Here is a 14,425-nt window from a genome sequence, read left to right on the forward strand (position 1 = left end):
GGGACTGAGGAAACATGGACCGCAAGGTTGCGTGCGCCTCAGTCCTACTCGACCCCGAAATTATTTCTGCAAAAGTTCTTTCGGATTTCCGTTTTCGCGCTTCGGACGTATTCCATCCTGTCCATCCCGTTCATCCTGTCTTTCGATTTCGCGGTTTTAGCAAAGGGGTTGACACTCAGAAATACATAAAATTTGTACCACCTTGGCAAATCCAGTAGAAGACCCGCCAGGAGTGGAAAACCTGCTCGCTTGGAATTTGTGCGTGGATCGGCCAGCCGGTATTCCTGCCTCAACAAAAGCGACCGAGGCAGGCTACCGACGCAGGACAGGTTCCAGCCACAAGCCCCAGGTACCGTTGAGATTGGTGGTCGCGGCTTGCGATTTCAGTTCCAATTGGTTCACGTCTGCCACGGCGATGGAAAACGATTTACTGGTCATCGGCTTGAGGGGGCCGGAGCGCCAGAGTTCGCGACCGTCGCCAACGATGGTAAATTCCATTTGTCCAGTTTTTTCCGCGCCCGCACCGGTGGTTTTCCAAGCGTGTGGAAAGAGAATAGTCAAACTCCCAAAAAGGAGAAAAAGACGTTGTTTCATATCCAGTTTCGTTGTTGTGTGAGTTGCTCAGGGCGTTTGCAGTCTTAGGGCGCGAAGTTGGCAGGGGTAGAGGGAGAGTTTCAAAATTCCATTTGGCGCGGACACGGTATCGCCAGTCACGGCGTCGGTGAGGCGGCCGTTCGGTGGAAGCCTGATAGTGAGGTTGGATTTTTCCGCGAAGCCGGTGTTCACGATGGCGAGGTAGGTGCCGTGTTGGGGTGTGGGGATGGAGCGGACGGTAATTTCAGCGTCCGCACAGGCATCCTTCAGGCGCGAGGAGGGCAGCGCGGGCAGGGAGAGAAAGGCGGTATTGAAGGCGCGCACGTATTCCGGGAAGCCGCGGTTAAAAGTGCGCCCCACCAGGTAGCCGAGGAAGCGCGGGTCGCCATTGGCCATGGCGCGGGCCTCGGCCAGGAGGCAATAGGGGCCAGCACGTTCGATGTCGGCGGCAAAGTAACCCAGTTTTTCGTGATCTTCGCGGTCGAAGGCCATGTTTTCGTTGAGGGTGTAGTGGCGCACGAGGGCCAGGCCGCTGAGCGTGCGGAAGGCGTCAAAGGTCCTGGCGTCGCCCACAGTGTAGCTGCGGTTGAATGCGTGAGTCAGCAGCACGCCCTCAGTGTTTTGATAGCGTTTGGGATCGGCGGGCGGGTTGCCGTGATCGGGTTCCCAACCACCCCAGCGCAATGGGCCGGTCTGCATGGCTTGCAGGTAGAGGTTCTGGGCGTACACGTCTTCCGGGGTGATGGCTTTGCCGGGTTTTTCCTTACCGGGCGGTTGCTTTAACCATTCCAGCCAGCCAGCAGGGTTGTCGGTGACAAGATGGCGATCCCAAGAGGGCAGGGAGACTCCGGGCTCGGAGGCGTCGGTGGTGTAGAGCATGAAAGCGTTGGAATTCACACCGGATTGGCGCAGGTGATCGCGCATGGCCAGGAGGAACTCGCGGCGTTTGCCGTACCACCAGTCGTAATAGGCGTCGAGCAACGGCTTGCTGGCTTGGAGTTCTTCCCGCGTGACGGCTTTCCCGTGATTGGCTTCGGTGGCAAAGCGTTGGCGGGTGGCATCGCCAAAGCCAATTGGCAGTTGCGAGCGTGGACGCATCCAGGCACCGAGGAATTGCGCGGAGTCTTTGAACCGCACCATGGTCACATCGAGCATTTTCTGAAAGTCAGCGCGGGTATCCGGATCGGTGAGATCGGCGTTGGCGGATTCAATCCACTTGATGTGGGTGTAGGCATCGTTGCGGGTCAGGGGCTTGGCGCGGCGTTGCGGCCCCAGACCTTTGGAGCCTTTGCTGCCCGAGTATTCATAGTAGGGTAGCACAGAAAACCCGCGTTCGCCCATGAGTTTGACGATGTCGCTCCAGAGATTTTTGTGCGCGTTATTGAAGTACACCCATTCATTGCCGCCGCCGGGGGTGGAATCCCAGTGTTGGCACGCGCCGAATTCAAGCAGGTCCTTGGTATAGGTGTTAATAGCAAGGAACTGCATCACCTCAGCCTTGTAACGGTACCAATCCAGTGGGTTCTTCAGGCCGCGCTCCTCTTCCTTGGTGGCGTCAATCACGCCATCCGCCATTTCCTCACGCCAGAAGATGTGGCGGCGCGGCAACCCGGCGGGGGGCGCGGTGTAGCGGGCTTGCAGGCGGGCGGGGTCCGGCACTTCAAACAGGCGGATGCGCCGTACGGCGGCTCCGTGCGATGGCGGATCATTTTCGGCGGAGAATTGAACGATGGTTACATCAAAGCCATCTTCAGGCATCAGGGATCGCACCCCTTTGCCGCGTGGAAACGAACGGTCCGGAAAGCGGTCGTGCAAATTGAAGAGCATTTTCCAGGTCTCATAGCGCCCGGATAGGGGAACGCGCAGGGACTCGGAGTTGTTATTGACGTATTTGGGGTACAACGCATCGCCCACGGTTGGCCCGGTATGAAAGCCGCGGCAGGTTTCGTTACCGCTGTTCAACACCATCATGGAGCGGGGGGCGTCCTCGGGATACTCCACGGTGAGCAAATACGCTTTGCCCGGGGTGAGCAGTTTGTAACGGCCGAGCCGGTACGAAAAATAGGCGGCTTCGCCAGGCACTGGTGGCAGGACCCGGCACGGAGTGCCGAGGAGACGTTCAACCTTGCTGGCATTGGCCGGGCTTTCCACGAGTGTCCGGGTGGGGGCAGTTTGTGCGCAATCCACTTCATCCACCAGCGGCAGCGAACCAAAGAGAGGCCCGCAATCCACGAGCGGACGGTTGGCGACTTCCTTTTGAGCTGCCGCCAACGCGGTCTCCCGCTCCGCTTTGGCTTTGGCGGCAGCAACTTTGCTTGCTTGTAAAGCCTGGAAGGTTTCTGGCGAGTACTCGTAGAGGACCGCTTCCCCCACTTGCGCACCACCCGTCTGCCGAGTGAACCGCACGTAACGCGTGGTGACCTCTAGCGGCACTTGCGCCCATTTCTTGAACGCCACCGTTTCGTAGGTCGCCACTTTCTGCCACTTACCCGGTTCGCCGATGGAAATATCAATGAAGCCCACGTTGAAAAGATCGTATAACCAGAGTGTGGATAGATGGCGCGCGTGCCCCAGATCCAAGTATGCGCTGACCGGGTATTCGTTTTTGAATTGGGCACCCACCTGCCAGATGGTTTGCGGTGCCCCAGTGGGAGGATCATTCGCAATTTCCTGCTCGTCCACCAGCGCCTCGGGGTTGCCATGCGTGGCCTCGTTTACCACCATTTTGGGGTTGAGGGGGACGCGGGTTTCACCGGGACTGCGGGCTGGGGCTGGAGCGGCATTGGCGCAAGGCAGGCAATGGCCCAATGATAGGAGCAGCAGAGGAAGGAGGAGGGGAACCTTAACTCCGAAATCCGAAATTCGAATACCGAAAGAAGTCCGAAATCCGAATGCTGAAACGGTGGTTTGGTGATCTGTATGGCAGTGTTCTGTTACATGTAATTTCTTATCGCTCATGTCACGGTGTCCCTGTTTCGGGTTTCGATTTTTGGATTTCTTTCGGTATTCGGTATTCGGGTTTTCCAGTTTCCACTAGAAACGCGAGGTCTGAAAAAAGCAAGACGCGCCCGAGGGCGCGTCTTGACGTTTTACATGGAGGATGACATCAGTGGGGGATTGCCATTGCGAGCAAAAACTCGATGTTGCTGCGCGTTTTCTTTAGTTTTCCCAGCAACAGTTCCATGGCTTCCACAGGCGGCACACCGGTGAGGGCGCGGCGCAGAATGACCACCCGGGAATATTCGTCGGGATGATAGAGCAGCTCTTCCTTGCGGGTTCCAGAGAGTTCAACGTTGATCGAGGGGAAGATGCGGCGATCCACCAAGTGGCGGTCCAAGTGTACTTCCATGTTGCCGGTGCCTTTAAACTCTTCAAAGATGACTTCATCCATGCGGGAGCCGGTATCCACCAACGCCGTGGCCATGATGGTCAGTGACCCACCTTCCTCAATGTTACGCGCGGCACCGAAGAAACGCTTCGGTTTGTGCAGCGCATTGGCGTCCACACCGCCGGAGAGAATCTTGCCCGAGTGAGGCTGCACGGTGTTGTACGCACGAGCCAGGCGGGTGATGGAATCCAACAGGATGACCACGTCCTTTTTGTGTTCGACCATGCGCTTGGCTTTTTCGATCACCATCTCGGCGACGGCGACGTGCCGTTCCGGCGGTTCATCGAAGGTGGAACTGATGACTTCCGCGCCTTTGCAAGTGCGCTCCATATCCGTGACTTCCTCGGGGCGCTCGTCAATCAGGAGAATGAAGAGATAGGACTCGGGGTTGTTCTTTAGAATGGCGTTGGCCAACTTCTGCATTAATACGGTTTTGCCGGTACGCGGCGGCGCGACAATGATGCCACGAGTGCCTTTACCGATGGGGCAGACCAAGTCCAGCACGCGCGTGGACAATTCATCTGCGGCGTTTTCCAGAATGAAACGCTTTTCCGGGAACAACGGCGTGAGGTTGTCAAAGTGCGTTTTATCCTTGGCCTTGTCCGGCTCTTCGCCGTCCACCGCCTCGACTTTCAGCAGCGCAAAAAACTTTTCCTTTTCCTTGGGCGGGCGAATCTGGCCGGCGACCAAGTTGCCGGTTTGCAGATTGAACCGGCGGATTTGCGACGGGGAAACGTAGATATCCTCAGGGCAAGGCAGGTAGTTGAAGCTCTTTGAGCGCAAGAAACCGAAGCCTTCCGGCAGGATTTCCAGCACGCCCTCGGAGAACATCACGCCGCTGCGTTCCGCGTTCTTTTGCAAGACGTGAAAGATGACCTCATGCTTGCGCATGGTGCCGAAATTTTCGATGCCTATCTCCTTGGCCATGCGGTTCAGCGCGACCATGCTCATGGCTTGAAGATCGGCAATGTTCAAGGAGGTGGCAATCTTGTCGCGGCTTATCGGGGCGACGTCATCCATGCCTTCTTTGGTTTCAATGGCATGCTTGGGCGGTTGCAGTTCCGCCGCTTCGTGAATCCGCACCGCTTCGCGCATCACGGCTTCCAGGATGGGATTTTTGCCGGTGTCACGCGGTGGACGAGCCCCCTTCGGTTGACGGGGTCGGCGCAGACCGGTTTCCGGCGTAGCCGGCTCGGGAACCGGGGCCGGCGCGGCAGGTTCCGGAGTCGGGACTTCAGCCACCGGAGTCGGCTCAGGTTCAGGCGATGGTGGGGCGGGCGGGGGCGGCGGCACGGACACAACCGGTTCAGGCTCTGGCGCCGAGACGGAGGCTGGCGTTTCGATGGACAACGTCGCCTGAGCCTCAACGGCAACTTTGGCCGCCTTCTTTTTTGCGACCTTGGGTTTCGCTATTCTTGGCATAAATTTTTTCGTTAAAATTAATTATTTTCGCGGTGGGAACATAGCCAACCAGGAAGCCAATCCGAAGATCGCTCCCGTGAAGCGCCAGTCTAACACGCGGGTTATCAAATGCACCAGTCGCCCATAGGACGCTGGGAACACCTAATGCATAGCCTAAGTTGGTCAGTACGGCAAGGGAAATTTTGCCGTTAATTCGCGGACACGTTCGCGGACCTTGTGGGCCGCCTCGATATTCTTCAGATCGAGCAGGACTTCCGAGATCATATCCGCGATGGCCGCCATTTCGGTCTCCTTCATTCCGCGGGTGGTGACGGCAGGGGTGCCGACGCGGACGCCACTGGCTTGGAAGGGGGATCGGGTTTCAAATGGAATGGTGTTTTTGTTGACCGTGATACCCGCTTCATCAAGGGCGATCTGGCAATCTTTACCGGTCAGGTTGCGTGCGCCCACATCCATCAACATCAGGTGGTTGTCCGTGCCACCGCTGACCAGCCGGAAGCCGTTCCGCTTAAGTCCCTCCGCCATCGCTTTGGCGTTCTTGACGATTTGTTCCTGATACGTTTTGAAACCAGGTTGCAAGGCCTCTTGGAAGCAAACCGCTTTGGCGGCGATCACGTGCATTAATGGCCCGCCCTGAATGCCGGGGAACACCATGGAATCAATTTCCTTGGCGTACTTTTCTTTGCACAGAATTAAACCGCCACGCGGGCCGCGTAACGTTTTATGGGTGGTAGTGGTGACAAAATCCGCGTGAGGCACCGGGCTGGGATGCTGACCCGTCGCAACCAAACCGGCAATATGCGCAATGTCGGCCAGCAGCAGCGCGCCGACTTCCCGTGCGATTTCGCCTAAACGTGCAAAATCAATAATGCGCGGATACGCGCTGGCGCCCACAGTAATCATTTTGGGTTTGTGCAGACGGGCGAGGTCGGCCAGTTGATTATAATCAATCCGTTCGTCGTCCTTGCGCACACCGTAATGGATGATCTCAAAGAATTTACCCGAGAAATTGGCCTTGTTGCCGTGGGTCAGATGCCCGCCGTGCGAGAGATCCATGGTAAGCATGCGGTCCCCCGGTTTGAGCACCGCAAAATAGACGCCCATGTTGGCACCACTGCCGGAGTGGGGTTGCACATTGGCGTGATCCGCTCCGAACAATTTCTTGGCGCGGTCAATCGCCAGTTGTTCCGCCACGTCCACGTTTTCGCAGCCGCCATACCACCGTTTCTTCGGATACCCTTCGGCGTACTTGTTCGTTAGCACCGAGCCTTGGGCCTCCATGACCGCTGGACTGGTGAAGTTTTCACTGGCGATCAGTTCGATGTTCTGCTGCTGGCGTTGGCGCTCATGCGCGATCACCTCGGCAATTTCCGGGTCCACCGCGCTCACGCGCAATTCCGGCGCGGAGACGCACCATTCCATTTTATGAACGCGGCGCTCATGGCGTCCGCCACCGTCAAAGGGGGTGTTGAGAAACGCGTCAACCATCTGGCAAGCAAGGTCTGCCGGGGTGCTCTTGGCGCCGAGGCAGAGAACGTTCGCGTCGTTGTGAGTGCGGGAGATGGCCGCCATGTCGGCGTTGCACGCTAGCGCGGCACGCACGCCGGCCACCTTATTGGCGGCAATGCTCATGCCGATGCCGGAGGTGCAGACCAGGACGCCAAACCGGGCCTGGCCACCGGCGACTGCTTTGGCTACCGCGTGCGCAAAATCGGGATAATCAGTGGACGCATCAGATTGAGTGCCGAAATCGCGGCAGGCAATGCCTTTGCGCTGAAGGTATTCCACTAGGGACTGTTTGAGGATGAAGCCGCCGTGGTCGGCGCCAATTGCAATCGTGGTTGTCGAATTCAAGTTCGTTTCCATGGGTTTGGAGGTTTGTTCAATGAATTTTAAAACACTCAGGATGCCCTGCTCAATCTCGTCGCGGCAATAGGCATACACATTGAAGGGCATGCCGATCGGGTCCCGGATTTCTTTCTCGTAGCCCTGCAAGGCATCGTCAAATTCGCGGAGCAGGAAGGTTTTTTCTGCCGCCTGGGGGTAAATCAGCATGATGGCGTCCACGTGGCTCATCGTCATGCCGAAGATATAGTCGGCCTGGTTGACCAACTCGGCGGTCAGCGCCCGGCTGCGTTGCGCGGAGATATCAATGCCGATTTCTTTCAACGCCCGGACGGAGTGGTCACTGGGCGGTTGACCGTCGTAGGCACCCACGCCGGCGGAAAGCACGCGGAATTCGCCGCGCCCCTTTAATAGGCGGCGGCAAATTCCCTCAGCCATGGGGCTGCGGCAGATATTGCCAGTGCATACAAATAAGATTGTCTTCATACCAGCGTAAGACTGGGAAAGACCTTGTGACGGCCCGGCCAAAACGTCAACGGGAAATCCTGAAAATTTCGCATTTATGGTTTGGTTGGTTGCACGATGGCCAGCCCTTTCAAAAGGTCCAGTGCGCGCGCCAGCACGGGGTCGCGCACCAGCTTGGCGGGGTTGGCGATTTTGGTTGCCGCGCTGTCTTCCTGATCCGGGTCCTTGCCTTCCCGGCGCATCCGCACCAGTTCGGCCTCGTTAATACGGGCGCGAGCGGTCCGGTTGGTGGACGTGTTGCCGACTGCTGCCAGCGGTTGATTGGGCAGGCGAAATTCATCTTGGAAAAAGGCGATTTCCTCTTCCGGGCTGATTCTCACCAAAATGTCGGGCCGGACGCCTCGCGTTTCCAAGGGTTGGCCTTCACCTACCTGGACCAGCGCGCTGGCAATGCGGATCGTTTGTCCGTTGGCCAGTTTGAACTCTTGTAACACGGCAGCCTGTCCGGCGGTGTTGGTGCCCAGGATCAGGCCGGTCCGGTTTTCGCGCAATGCCGCTGCGAGCGCCTCCGGAGCGCCCATGGTTCCCTGGTTTACCAGAATCATCACGGGTCCCTTGATCGCGTTGGTTTTGGCATGGGAACGCGCGTTTTCTCCCGCCCAGGAGAGCAGGGAACGTTCGTCGGAGAAAAATAAATCTGCTACCGCGCCTGCGGCGGCAAAGTCCGTGCCGCGCGCAAACCGGAGATCAAGCACCAGCCCTTTCAGGCGGTTGGTGGTGGCGAGGTTTTCCCAAGCCTTGATAACAGTTTCCGCCGCGCCAGCCTCGACGCGGTTGAGGCGGAGGTAGGCATAACTGCTATCATACACTGTCGCTTTAGGAAGCACTGGTGCATTGGTGTCGGTGGGGGCGGTTGTTCCCAGAATGACCCGGCCTTTGAAGCGTTCCAGCAGTCCGGCCAAGGCGGCTTGATCCAACTGCTGCTCCGTGACGCCTTTAAGTTGGGTGCGCAGCAAGTCATAGACTTCCCGGAAGGAAGGTTCGGCCGCCGCGTGCGCGCTCAGGCTGGCGCTCAGCAGGAACGCAAACATGTTCATCAATTTCATATCATACCCCTTTCATGGCCTTCGACGCGATGTCGCGACGAAATTGTGCCCCTTCAAACTGGATGGTTTCCACCGCTGCATAGGCTGCCGACTGGGCGCTTCGCAGGTCTTTCGCCCAGGCGGTCACGCCAAGGACGCGTCCGCCTTGGGTGACGATTTGATCGCCCGCCCGTCCGGTGCCGGCATGGAATACTTTCGTGTTTGGCAGCCGGGCGGCGGTGTCCAAACCGGCAATTGGTTTGCCTTTGGCGTAGCTGCCGGGGTAACCGCCGGAGGCCATCACCACGCACACGGCCGACATGGGGCTCCATTTAAGCTCGATTTTGCGCAAGGTGCCGTCCAGGCAGGCTTCCATTAGTTCTACCAAGTCATTTTCCAGGCGCGGCAGGTACACTTGGGTTTCTGGATCGCCAAAGCGGGCGTTGTATTCGAGCACTTTGGGGCCGTCAGCAGTCAGCATTAGCCCTGGATACAGGATACCACGATAATCAATGCCTTCCGCCTGGCAACCTTTGAGCCATGGCTCCATGATTTTTTTGGCGACCTTGATTAGATCTCCCGGTCCCAGGAACGGGGTAGGGGAATATGTGCCCATCCCGCCAGTATTCAGCCCTTGGTCGCCATCCAGTGCGCGCTTATGGTCTTGCGCGGTTGGGAACAATTGCGCGCATTGGCCGTCGCAGAGGGCGTGCAGGGAGACCTCGATACCGGTCAAAAACTCTTGAATGACCACTTGGCGTCCGGCGGTGCCGAAGGTTTGTTTGACCAAGATTTCCTCGATGGCTTGATCGGCTTGCGCCATATCTTTACAGATCAACACGCCTTTTCCCAGCGCGAGGCCGTCGGCTTTGACGGCGCACTTGCCGCCCAGTTCAGCGGCGAACCGCGATGCCTCAAGCGGGTCGGTGAATGTGCCGGCGCGGGCGGTGGGAATGCCGTGGCGCTGCATGAACTCCTGGGAAAACACCTTGGATGACTCGAATTGGGCGGCTTTTTGGTTGGGACCCCAGATGCGCAAACCATGTTGCTGGAAGAGGTCCACGATCCCCATGGCCAACGGGTTATCCGGCCCGACGACGGTGAGCGCCACGTGTTTTTCCTGGGCGAACGCCAGCAGCCGTGGCAAATCCTCAGCGCTTAACGGCACGCATTCCACCAGCGACTGGTTGCCGGCCAGGCGTTCCTGCCCAATACCGGCATTTCCGGGCGCACACCACAGTTGCGTGGGGTGCGGCGACCGGGCCAGTTTCCAAACCAACGCGTGTTCGCGTCCGCCAGAGCCGATGACCAATATCTTCATGCGCGGCGCTATTCAACCCAAACCCGGGACATAAGACAATCATTTCGTGAGGTTGAATATTTTTGAACAATTATTGCCGGCGGCGTTCAAATGCGGTGTATCGTTGCCAGATTATGAGGTTGATTAAAAGTAAGTTGATGATTGGGACCTTGGTTACGGGTGGGTTGTTGTCCATCCTGACGCCGGCGGTGTCGGCCAAGGAGAATTCTTCTGCGGCGCTGGATTTGGCGCGGCAGTTAAACCAGGCGTTCATTGAGGTGGCGGATAAAGTTTCGCCCTCGGTGGTCGTGGTCAAGGTGGCGCTTAAATCGCCGCATTCGTGGATGGATGACGAGGAGAATCCGCTCTGGGAGATGGTGCCCAAGGAATGGCGCAAACGCTATGAAGATCGTCGCGCCCGCCCGCGTGCCAATCAGGAACCGATCTTCGACGGCCAGGGTTCCGGTATTATTATTCGCAAGGAAGGGTATATCCTGACGAATCGCCACGTGGTGGATGGCGCGAGCAAGATTCGTGTGCGTCTGAAGGATGGGCGTGAGTTTGACGCGGAGGTCAAGGGGATGGACGCCCAATCGGATATCGCGGTGATTCGTTTGCTCGATAAGAGCCTCAAGGATTTGCCCGAGGCCAAGCTGGCGGATTCCAGTCTGGTGCGGGTGGGTGAGTTTGCCATCGCCATCGGCGCACCGTTTGACCTGGATTATAGCGTGACGTTCGGCCATGTCAGCGCGAAGGGGCGCACGCATGTCATTCCCGATCCGGCGATGGATCAGGATTTCATCCAGACGGACGCGAACATCAACCCCGGCAACAGCGGCGGCCCGTTGGTGAACATTAACAGCGAAGTGATTGGCATTAATACCCTGATCAATGGTCTTCACACCGGGATTGGTTTCGCCATCCCCTCCAGTCTGGCCAAGGAAGTGGCCGACCAATTAATCAGCGACGGCAAATTCACGCGCAGTTGGCTGGGCATCTCCATCGCCGCCCTGCGCGAGGATGTCGAATACCGCAAACTGGTCACCGGCATCACGGATGGCGTCATCGTCAAGGAAATCATGCCGGACGGCCCGGCGGCCAAATCGGAATTAAAGCCTTCCGACATCATCACCTCGGTGGATGGTCATGCGGTGGCCACGCCCCAGCAGTTAAAGAATGAGATTCGCAGTAAAAAAGTGGGGAGCGATGTGGCCCTCAAAGTATATCGCAAGGATAAGTTGATTGATGTGAAGGTGCAGCCCGAGGCATGGCCGGATGACAGCGAAACCAAACTGGCTGCCCGGGGGAACCCGCGTGGCGAGTCGGCATTGAACAAAACCATGGGGCTCACGGTCCAAACCCTGACGAAAGAGTTGAATAAGAAGTATGGGACGGAGGTGACGGAGGGAGTAATCGTCACGGATGTGGTGGTGGGCAGCCCGGCGGAAAGCAAAGGCATCCGAATCGGGGACGTGATTACCGAGGTGGATCGGAAACCAACCGTGAATGTGAAAGATTTCCGCGAGGCCATGAAGGCGGCGGACAGTAAGAAGGGTGTCATTATCAATCTGAACAGTCAGGGCACCGGAAAATTTGTGGTTCTCAAGGATAGCGGCCAATAACCCTCCCTTTGGCCCTTCCAAGAGTCGCGCCAACCCAAAAGGTTGGCGCGCTTCCTTTCCGGGGGGCGTGGTTTGGGCGGCGGGGCGGCTATTTCTGCGGTCCGGCGGGTTCGACGATGGTAAAACCTGGCTCGATGGGGGCCTTGAATATATCGGGCGGGAACACACTGTTTATTTCGGCGTTAAAGAAATCATTGCGCATGGAGGAACCATCCGCGGATTTGATTTCGGTGGCGGTTAACGCGCTGTCGTTCGTGCGGATGGTGGTCTTGATTTCCGGGAGCATCCGGCGCATGGTCGCGCTGGTGGGCTGCATCGTCAGGCACATCAGGTCGTTGGTCGGGACCATGGATAGAATTTTGAAATGCTTGTCCACATCCGCCCGGCTTTTGGGAAAGCCCGCTTCGATGAGCGTCAAGACATCCTTCCACGGGCCCGCTTTCTGTGTGTCGAGCGGATATTTTTCCACGCGCTTCAGCTTGGGATAAATTAACAGCATCTGATCGGGCAGGCGCAGGGCAATGATTTGCGGCGGCTGGCCAAGTTCAAAGCGGAACTGGTTGGGCCGCGCCACCCAAACCCGCCCGGTGGCCATCAGCGGCTGCGTCATGGTTTTGAGGGAGCGGGTCTGGATCAATTCCGCCTTCCAAGTGTTCATGTTGGTCTGCGCGGCAATCCAGTTATCCAGCCGGGCATCGTCGTTGGCGGCGAGAAGTGCCAGTGGCAGGATTAGGGCGAGCAGGCCGAAAGCCAAGCCCAACGAATGCGGATTGCGGAATGCGGATTGCGGAATACGGAACGCCGGGTTCTTGCGTTTAAATGAATTGGAAGGGGGAATCATAGTAATATATTTAGGGGGATTGTCCTGGAGTGGGCGGCGGCTGGATGGGCGGGGCTGCGGGTTTGATGGGCGCGCTGCCGGTTGGTGCTGGTTCTGCCGCCGGCCAGACGGGCACAAAGTGATACCATTGATCCGGATACTGCCGAATCTCCGGCTCGAACGTGTGCATGATGCGCTGCGTCAACGTCCGGCGGGCCTCGCGGTTGCCCAAGGCGCGCCGGTCATATTCCAGTTCCGGATAGACATGCACCCGGTAGCGATCCCCCTCGCGGATGATCACCACCGGCAGCAGCGCGCAACCCGAGGCCCGCGCCAGCTCAGCGGGGGCCAGCGCCGCGCGATACGGCCGCCCAAAAAAGTCCACCGCCTCAATATTCGCGCCCACCGGGCGGTCCACCAACATCGCCACAATCGCCCCCGCTTGCAGCCGCTTGATGATCTCGACAAACGCAAACGCGTCATTCCCCACCACAATCGTCTCCACGCCCCAGCGCGAGCGGGAACCTTTGCGCAGCTCCGTGAGATTGCTGCCCGGCTCCGCCTGCGTGAGCACCGCGAGTTGGAACCCTTCCAGCGAGAGCAACGGCGCGCCCACCTCCCAGTTCCCCAAGTGCGGCGTCAGCAACAACACGCCCCGGCCCTTGGCCACCACGGCGCGCAACGCGTCCCAATCCTTCGGATTCAACTTCCACTCAGAAATCGCCTCCCCGCCTTCGAGCCGCAGCAAGTCCGCCAGCTTCAGCGCAAACTGCCGAAACATGCTCCGCGCCGCCCGCTCAGCCGCGCCGCGTTCCCCATTGAAAATCGGCAGCAAATTATCCGTCACCACCCGCACCCGCTCGGGGCGCAGCCGCGCATAACTTTGAAACACCGCCACACACAAGCCATTAAACACCGGCTTCGGGATCACCCGCGCCAGCCACAAGCCGAACTGCCACACCCGCGCTTGATAAAACGAGGAGGGCGCGGCGGCCGGAGGCGCGGACCCGCCCTGGCTGCGGGCGGACGTGGCCGGCTGACCCCGGCGCCACACGCGCACCCCGATCAGCGCGCTCGCCAGCATCAAACCACCGCCAAGCCAAAGCGTGTTCATGGTAATAAATAGCCCTCGATCAGTTCACCGATGGCCGGATTTTCCAACCGCCACGTGCCATTCGTGCCGGCCGCGAAGCGGAGCGGCGCGGGGAGCGGGCGGCTGGCCAACGCGGCGGGCAAATGCAACCATAACAACCGCACGGGCGGCGTCCCCCGGCCACTCCAGGATTGCCGGTTCGGGGGGAACTCCACATGCCACCCCTCGCCCTCCCGGAACGCCGACATCATCGTCATCATCGGCTTGGAAAACTCCACATACGCCGTCCCCTCCGCATTCGTGGCCAGCAAAACCTCCCCGGCCAGCTCCGGTTTATCCCGTCCGATATGCCAGACCGCCTGCCCCTGCCGGATACCCCAATCGGGGCCAATCGGTCGGCTCAACCGCGACGGGCCGAGCAGACTGCAACCCGCAACTCCCATCAATCCGCCCGCCAAAACCAGCCAAACCAGCCGCGCACCCCAAGCGTTGCAACCGCGCTGAAGCGCCCCCGGCACACCCTCGCGTGCCTGGGCGAAACAACCGAATACGATTCGCGCAAGACCATTCATTTAGGGGCTACTATCCGGCCAGCACCGGGGGGGTTGTCAAACCCGAATAATGAAGCCCTTTAGATCGCCACTCCGACGGTGAAAGGAAAGCTTCGGCGTCCCGCCTTCAGGCGGCCTGACTTCCAAACTGCCGCGAGCACCAGGGCTACCGAGCCCGCCAGCTAAAGTTCATGGGCGTCAACCCAAGGAGCGCGGGCCTCCGGCCCGCGTGGTTTTGGC

General features: G+C 58.7%; 10 protein-coding genes. 1 reads left to right on the forward strand and 9 read right to left on the reverse strand.

Going from position 1 to position 14,425, the window contains the following annotated elements; genetic code table 11:
• Positions 1–312 precede the first annotated feature (312 nt).
• The 6 genes from WCO56_07465 to purD form a co-directional block, all read right to left on the reverse strand.
• Positions 313–594 (reverse strand): NPCBM/NEW2 domain-containing protein, encoded by a 282-nt coding sequence (locus tag WCO56_07465; protein ID MEI7729394.1) that lies wholly within the window; start codon positions 592–594, stop codon positions 313–315.
• Positions 595–621: 27 nt separating this feature from the next.
• A complete protein-coding gene (locus tag WCO56_07470; protein MEI7729395.1) occupies positions 622–3,318 on the reverse strand; it encodes a hypothetical protein in 2,697 nt (898 codons plus the stop codon).
• A gap of 382 nt (positions 3,319–3,700) precedes the next feature.
• Positions 3,701–5,002, reverse strand: a complete 1,302-nt coding sequence (gene rho, locus WCO56_07475; protein MEI7729396.1) for a transcription termination factor Rho — start codon at positions 5,000–5,002, stop codon at positions 3,701–3,703.
• 564 nt (positions 5,003–5,566) lie between these two features.
• Complete coding sequence (gene rpiB, locus WCO56_07480; GenBank protein ID MEI7729397.1) at positions 5,567–7,735, reverse strand: ribose 5-phosphate isomerase B; 2,169 nt, start codon at positions 7,733–7,735, stop codon at positions 5,567–5,569.
• 74 nt (positions 7,736–7,809) lie between these two features.
• Positions 7,810–8,820 (reverse strand): S41 family peptidase, encoded by a 1,011-nt coding sequence (locus WCO56_07485; GenBank protein ID MEI7729398.1) that lies wholly within the window; start codon positions 8,818–8,820, stop codon positions 7,810–7,812.
• Between the two features lies 1 nt (position 8,821).
• Entirely contained in the window at positions 8,822–10,120 is a 1,299-nt protein-coding gene (gene purD, locus WCO56_07490; GenBank protein ID MEI7729399.1) for a phosphoribosylamine--glycine ligase, read from the reverse strand.
• 113 nt (positions 10,121–10,233) lie between these two features.
• On the opposite strand from purD, the gene WCO56_07495 reads away from it, so the two are divergent.
• The gene (locus WCO56_07495; GenBank protein MEI7729400.1) at positions 10,234–11,721 is read left to right on the forward strand and encodes a trypsin-like peptidase domain-containing protein; all 1,488 of its coding nucleotides are present in this window, start codon (positions 10,234–10,236) and stop codon (positions 11,719–11,721) included.
• 88 nt (positions 11,722–11,809) lie between these two features.
• Here the strand turns inward: WCO56_07495 and WCO56_07500 are convergent, their stop codons facing one another.
• Genes WCO56_07500 through WCO56_07510 form a run of 3 tightly spaced genes read right to left on the reverse strand, consistent with a single transcriptional unit; the run spans position 11,810 to position 14,206 of the window.
• Positions 11,810–12,562, reverse strand: coding sequence for an outer membrane lipoprotein carrier protein LolA (locus WCO56_07500; protein ID MEI7729401.1), 753 nt, complete (start codon positions 12,560–12,562; stop codon positions 11,810–11,812).
• 10 nt (positions 12,563–12,572) lie between these two features.
• The gene (locus WCO56_07505) at positions 12,573–13,655 is read right to left on the reverse strand and encodes a lysophospholipid acyltransferase family protein (protein ID MEI7729402.1); all 1,083 of its coding nucleotides are present in this window, start codon (positions 13,653–13,655) and stop codon (positions 12,573–12,575) included.
• Positions 13,652–14,206, reverse strand: a complete 555-nt coding sequence (locus WCO56_07510; protein MEI7729403.1) for a hypothetical protein — start codon at positions 14,204–14,206, stop codon at positions 13,652–13,654. Before WCO56_07510 ends, WCO56_07505 begins: the two co-directional genes overlap by 4 nt.
• Positions 14,207–14,425: the final 219 nt, after the last annotated feature.

This window comes from Verrucomicrobiota bacterium (assembly GCA_037139415.1).
Lineage (GTDB): Bacteria > Verrucomicrobiota > Verrucomicrobiia > Limisphaerales > Fontisphaeraceae > JBAXGN01.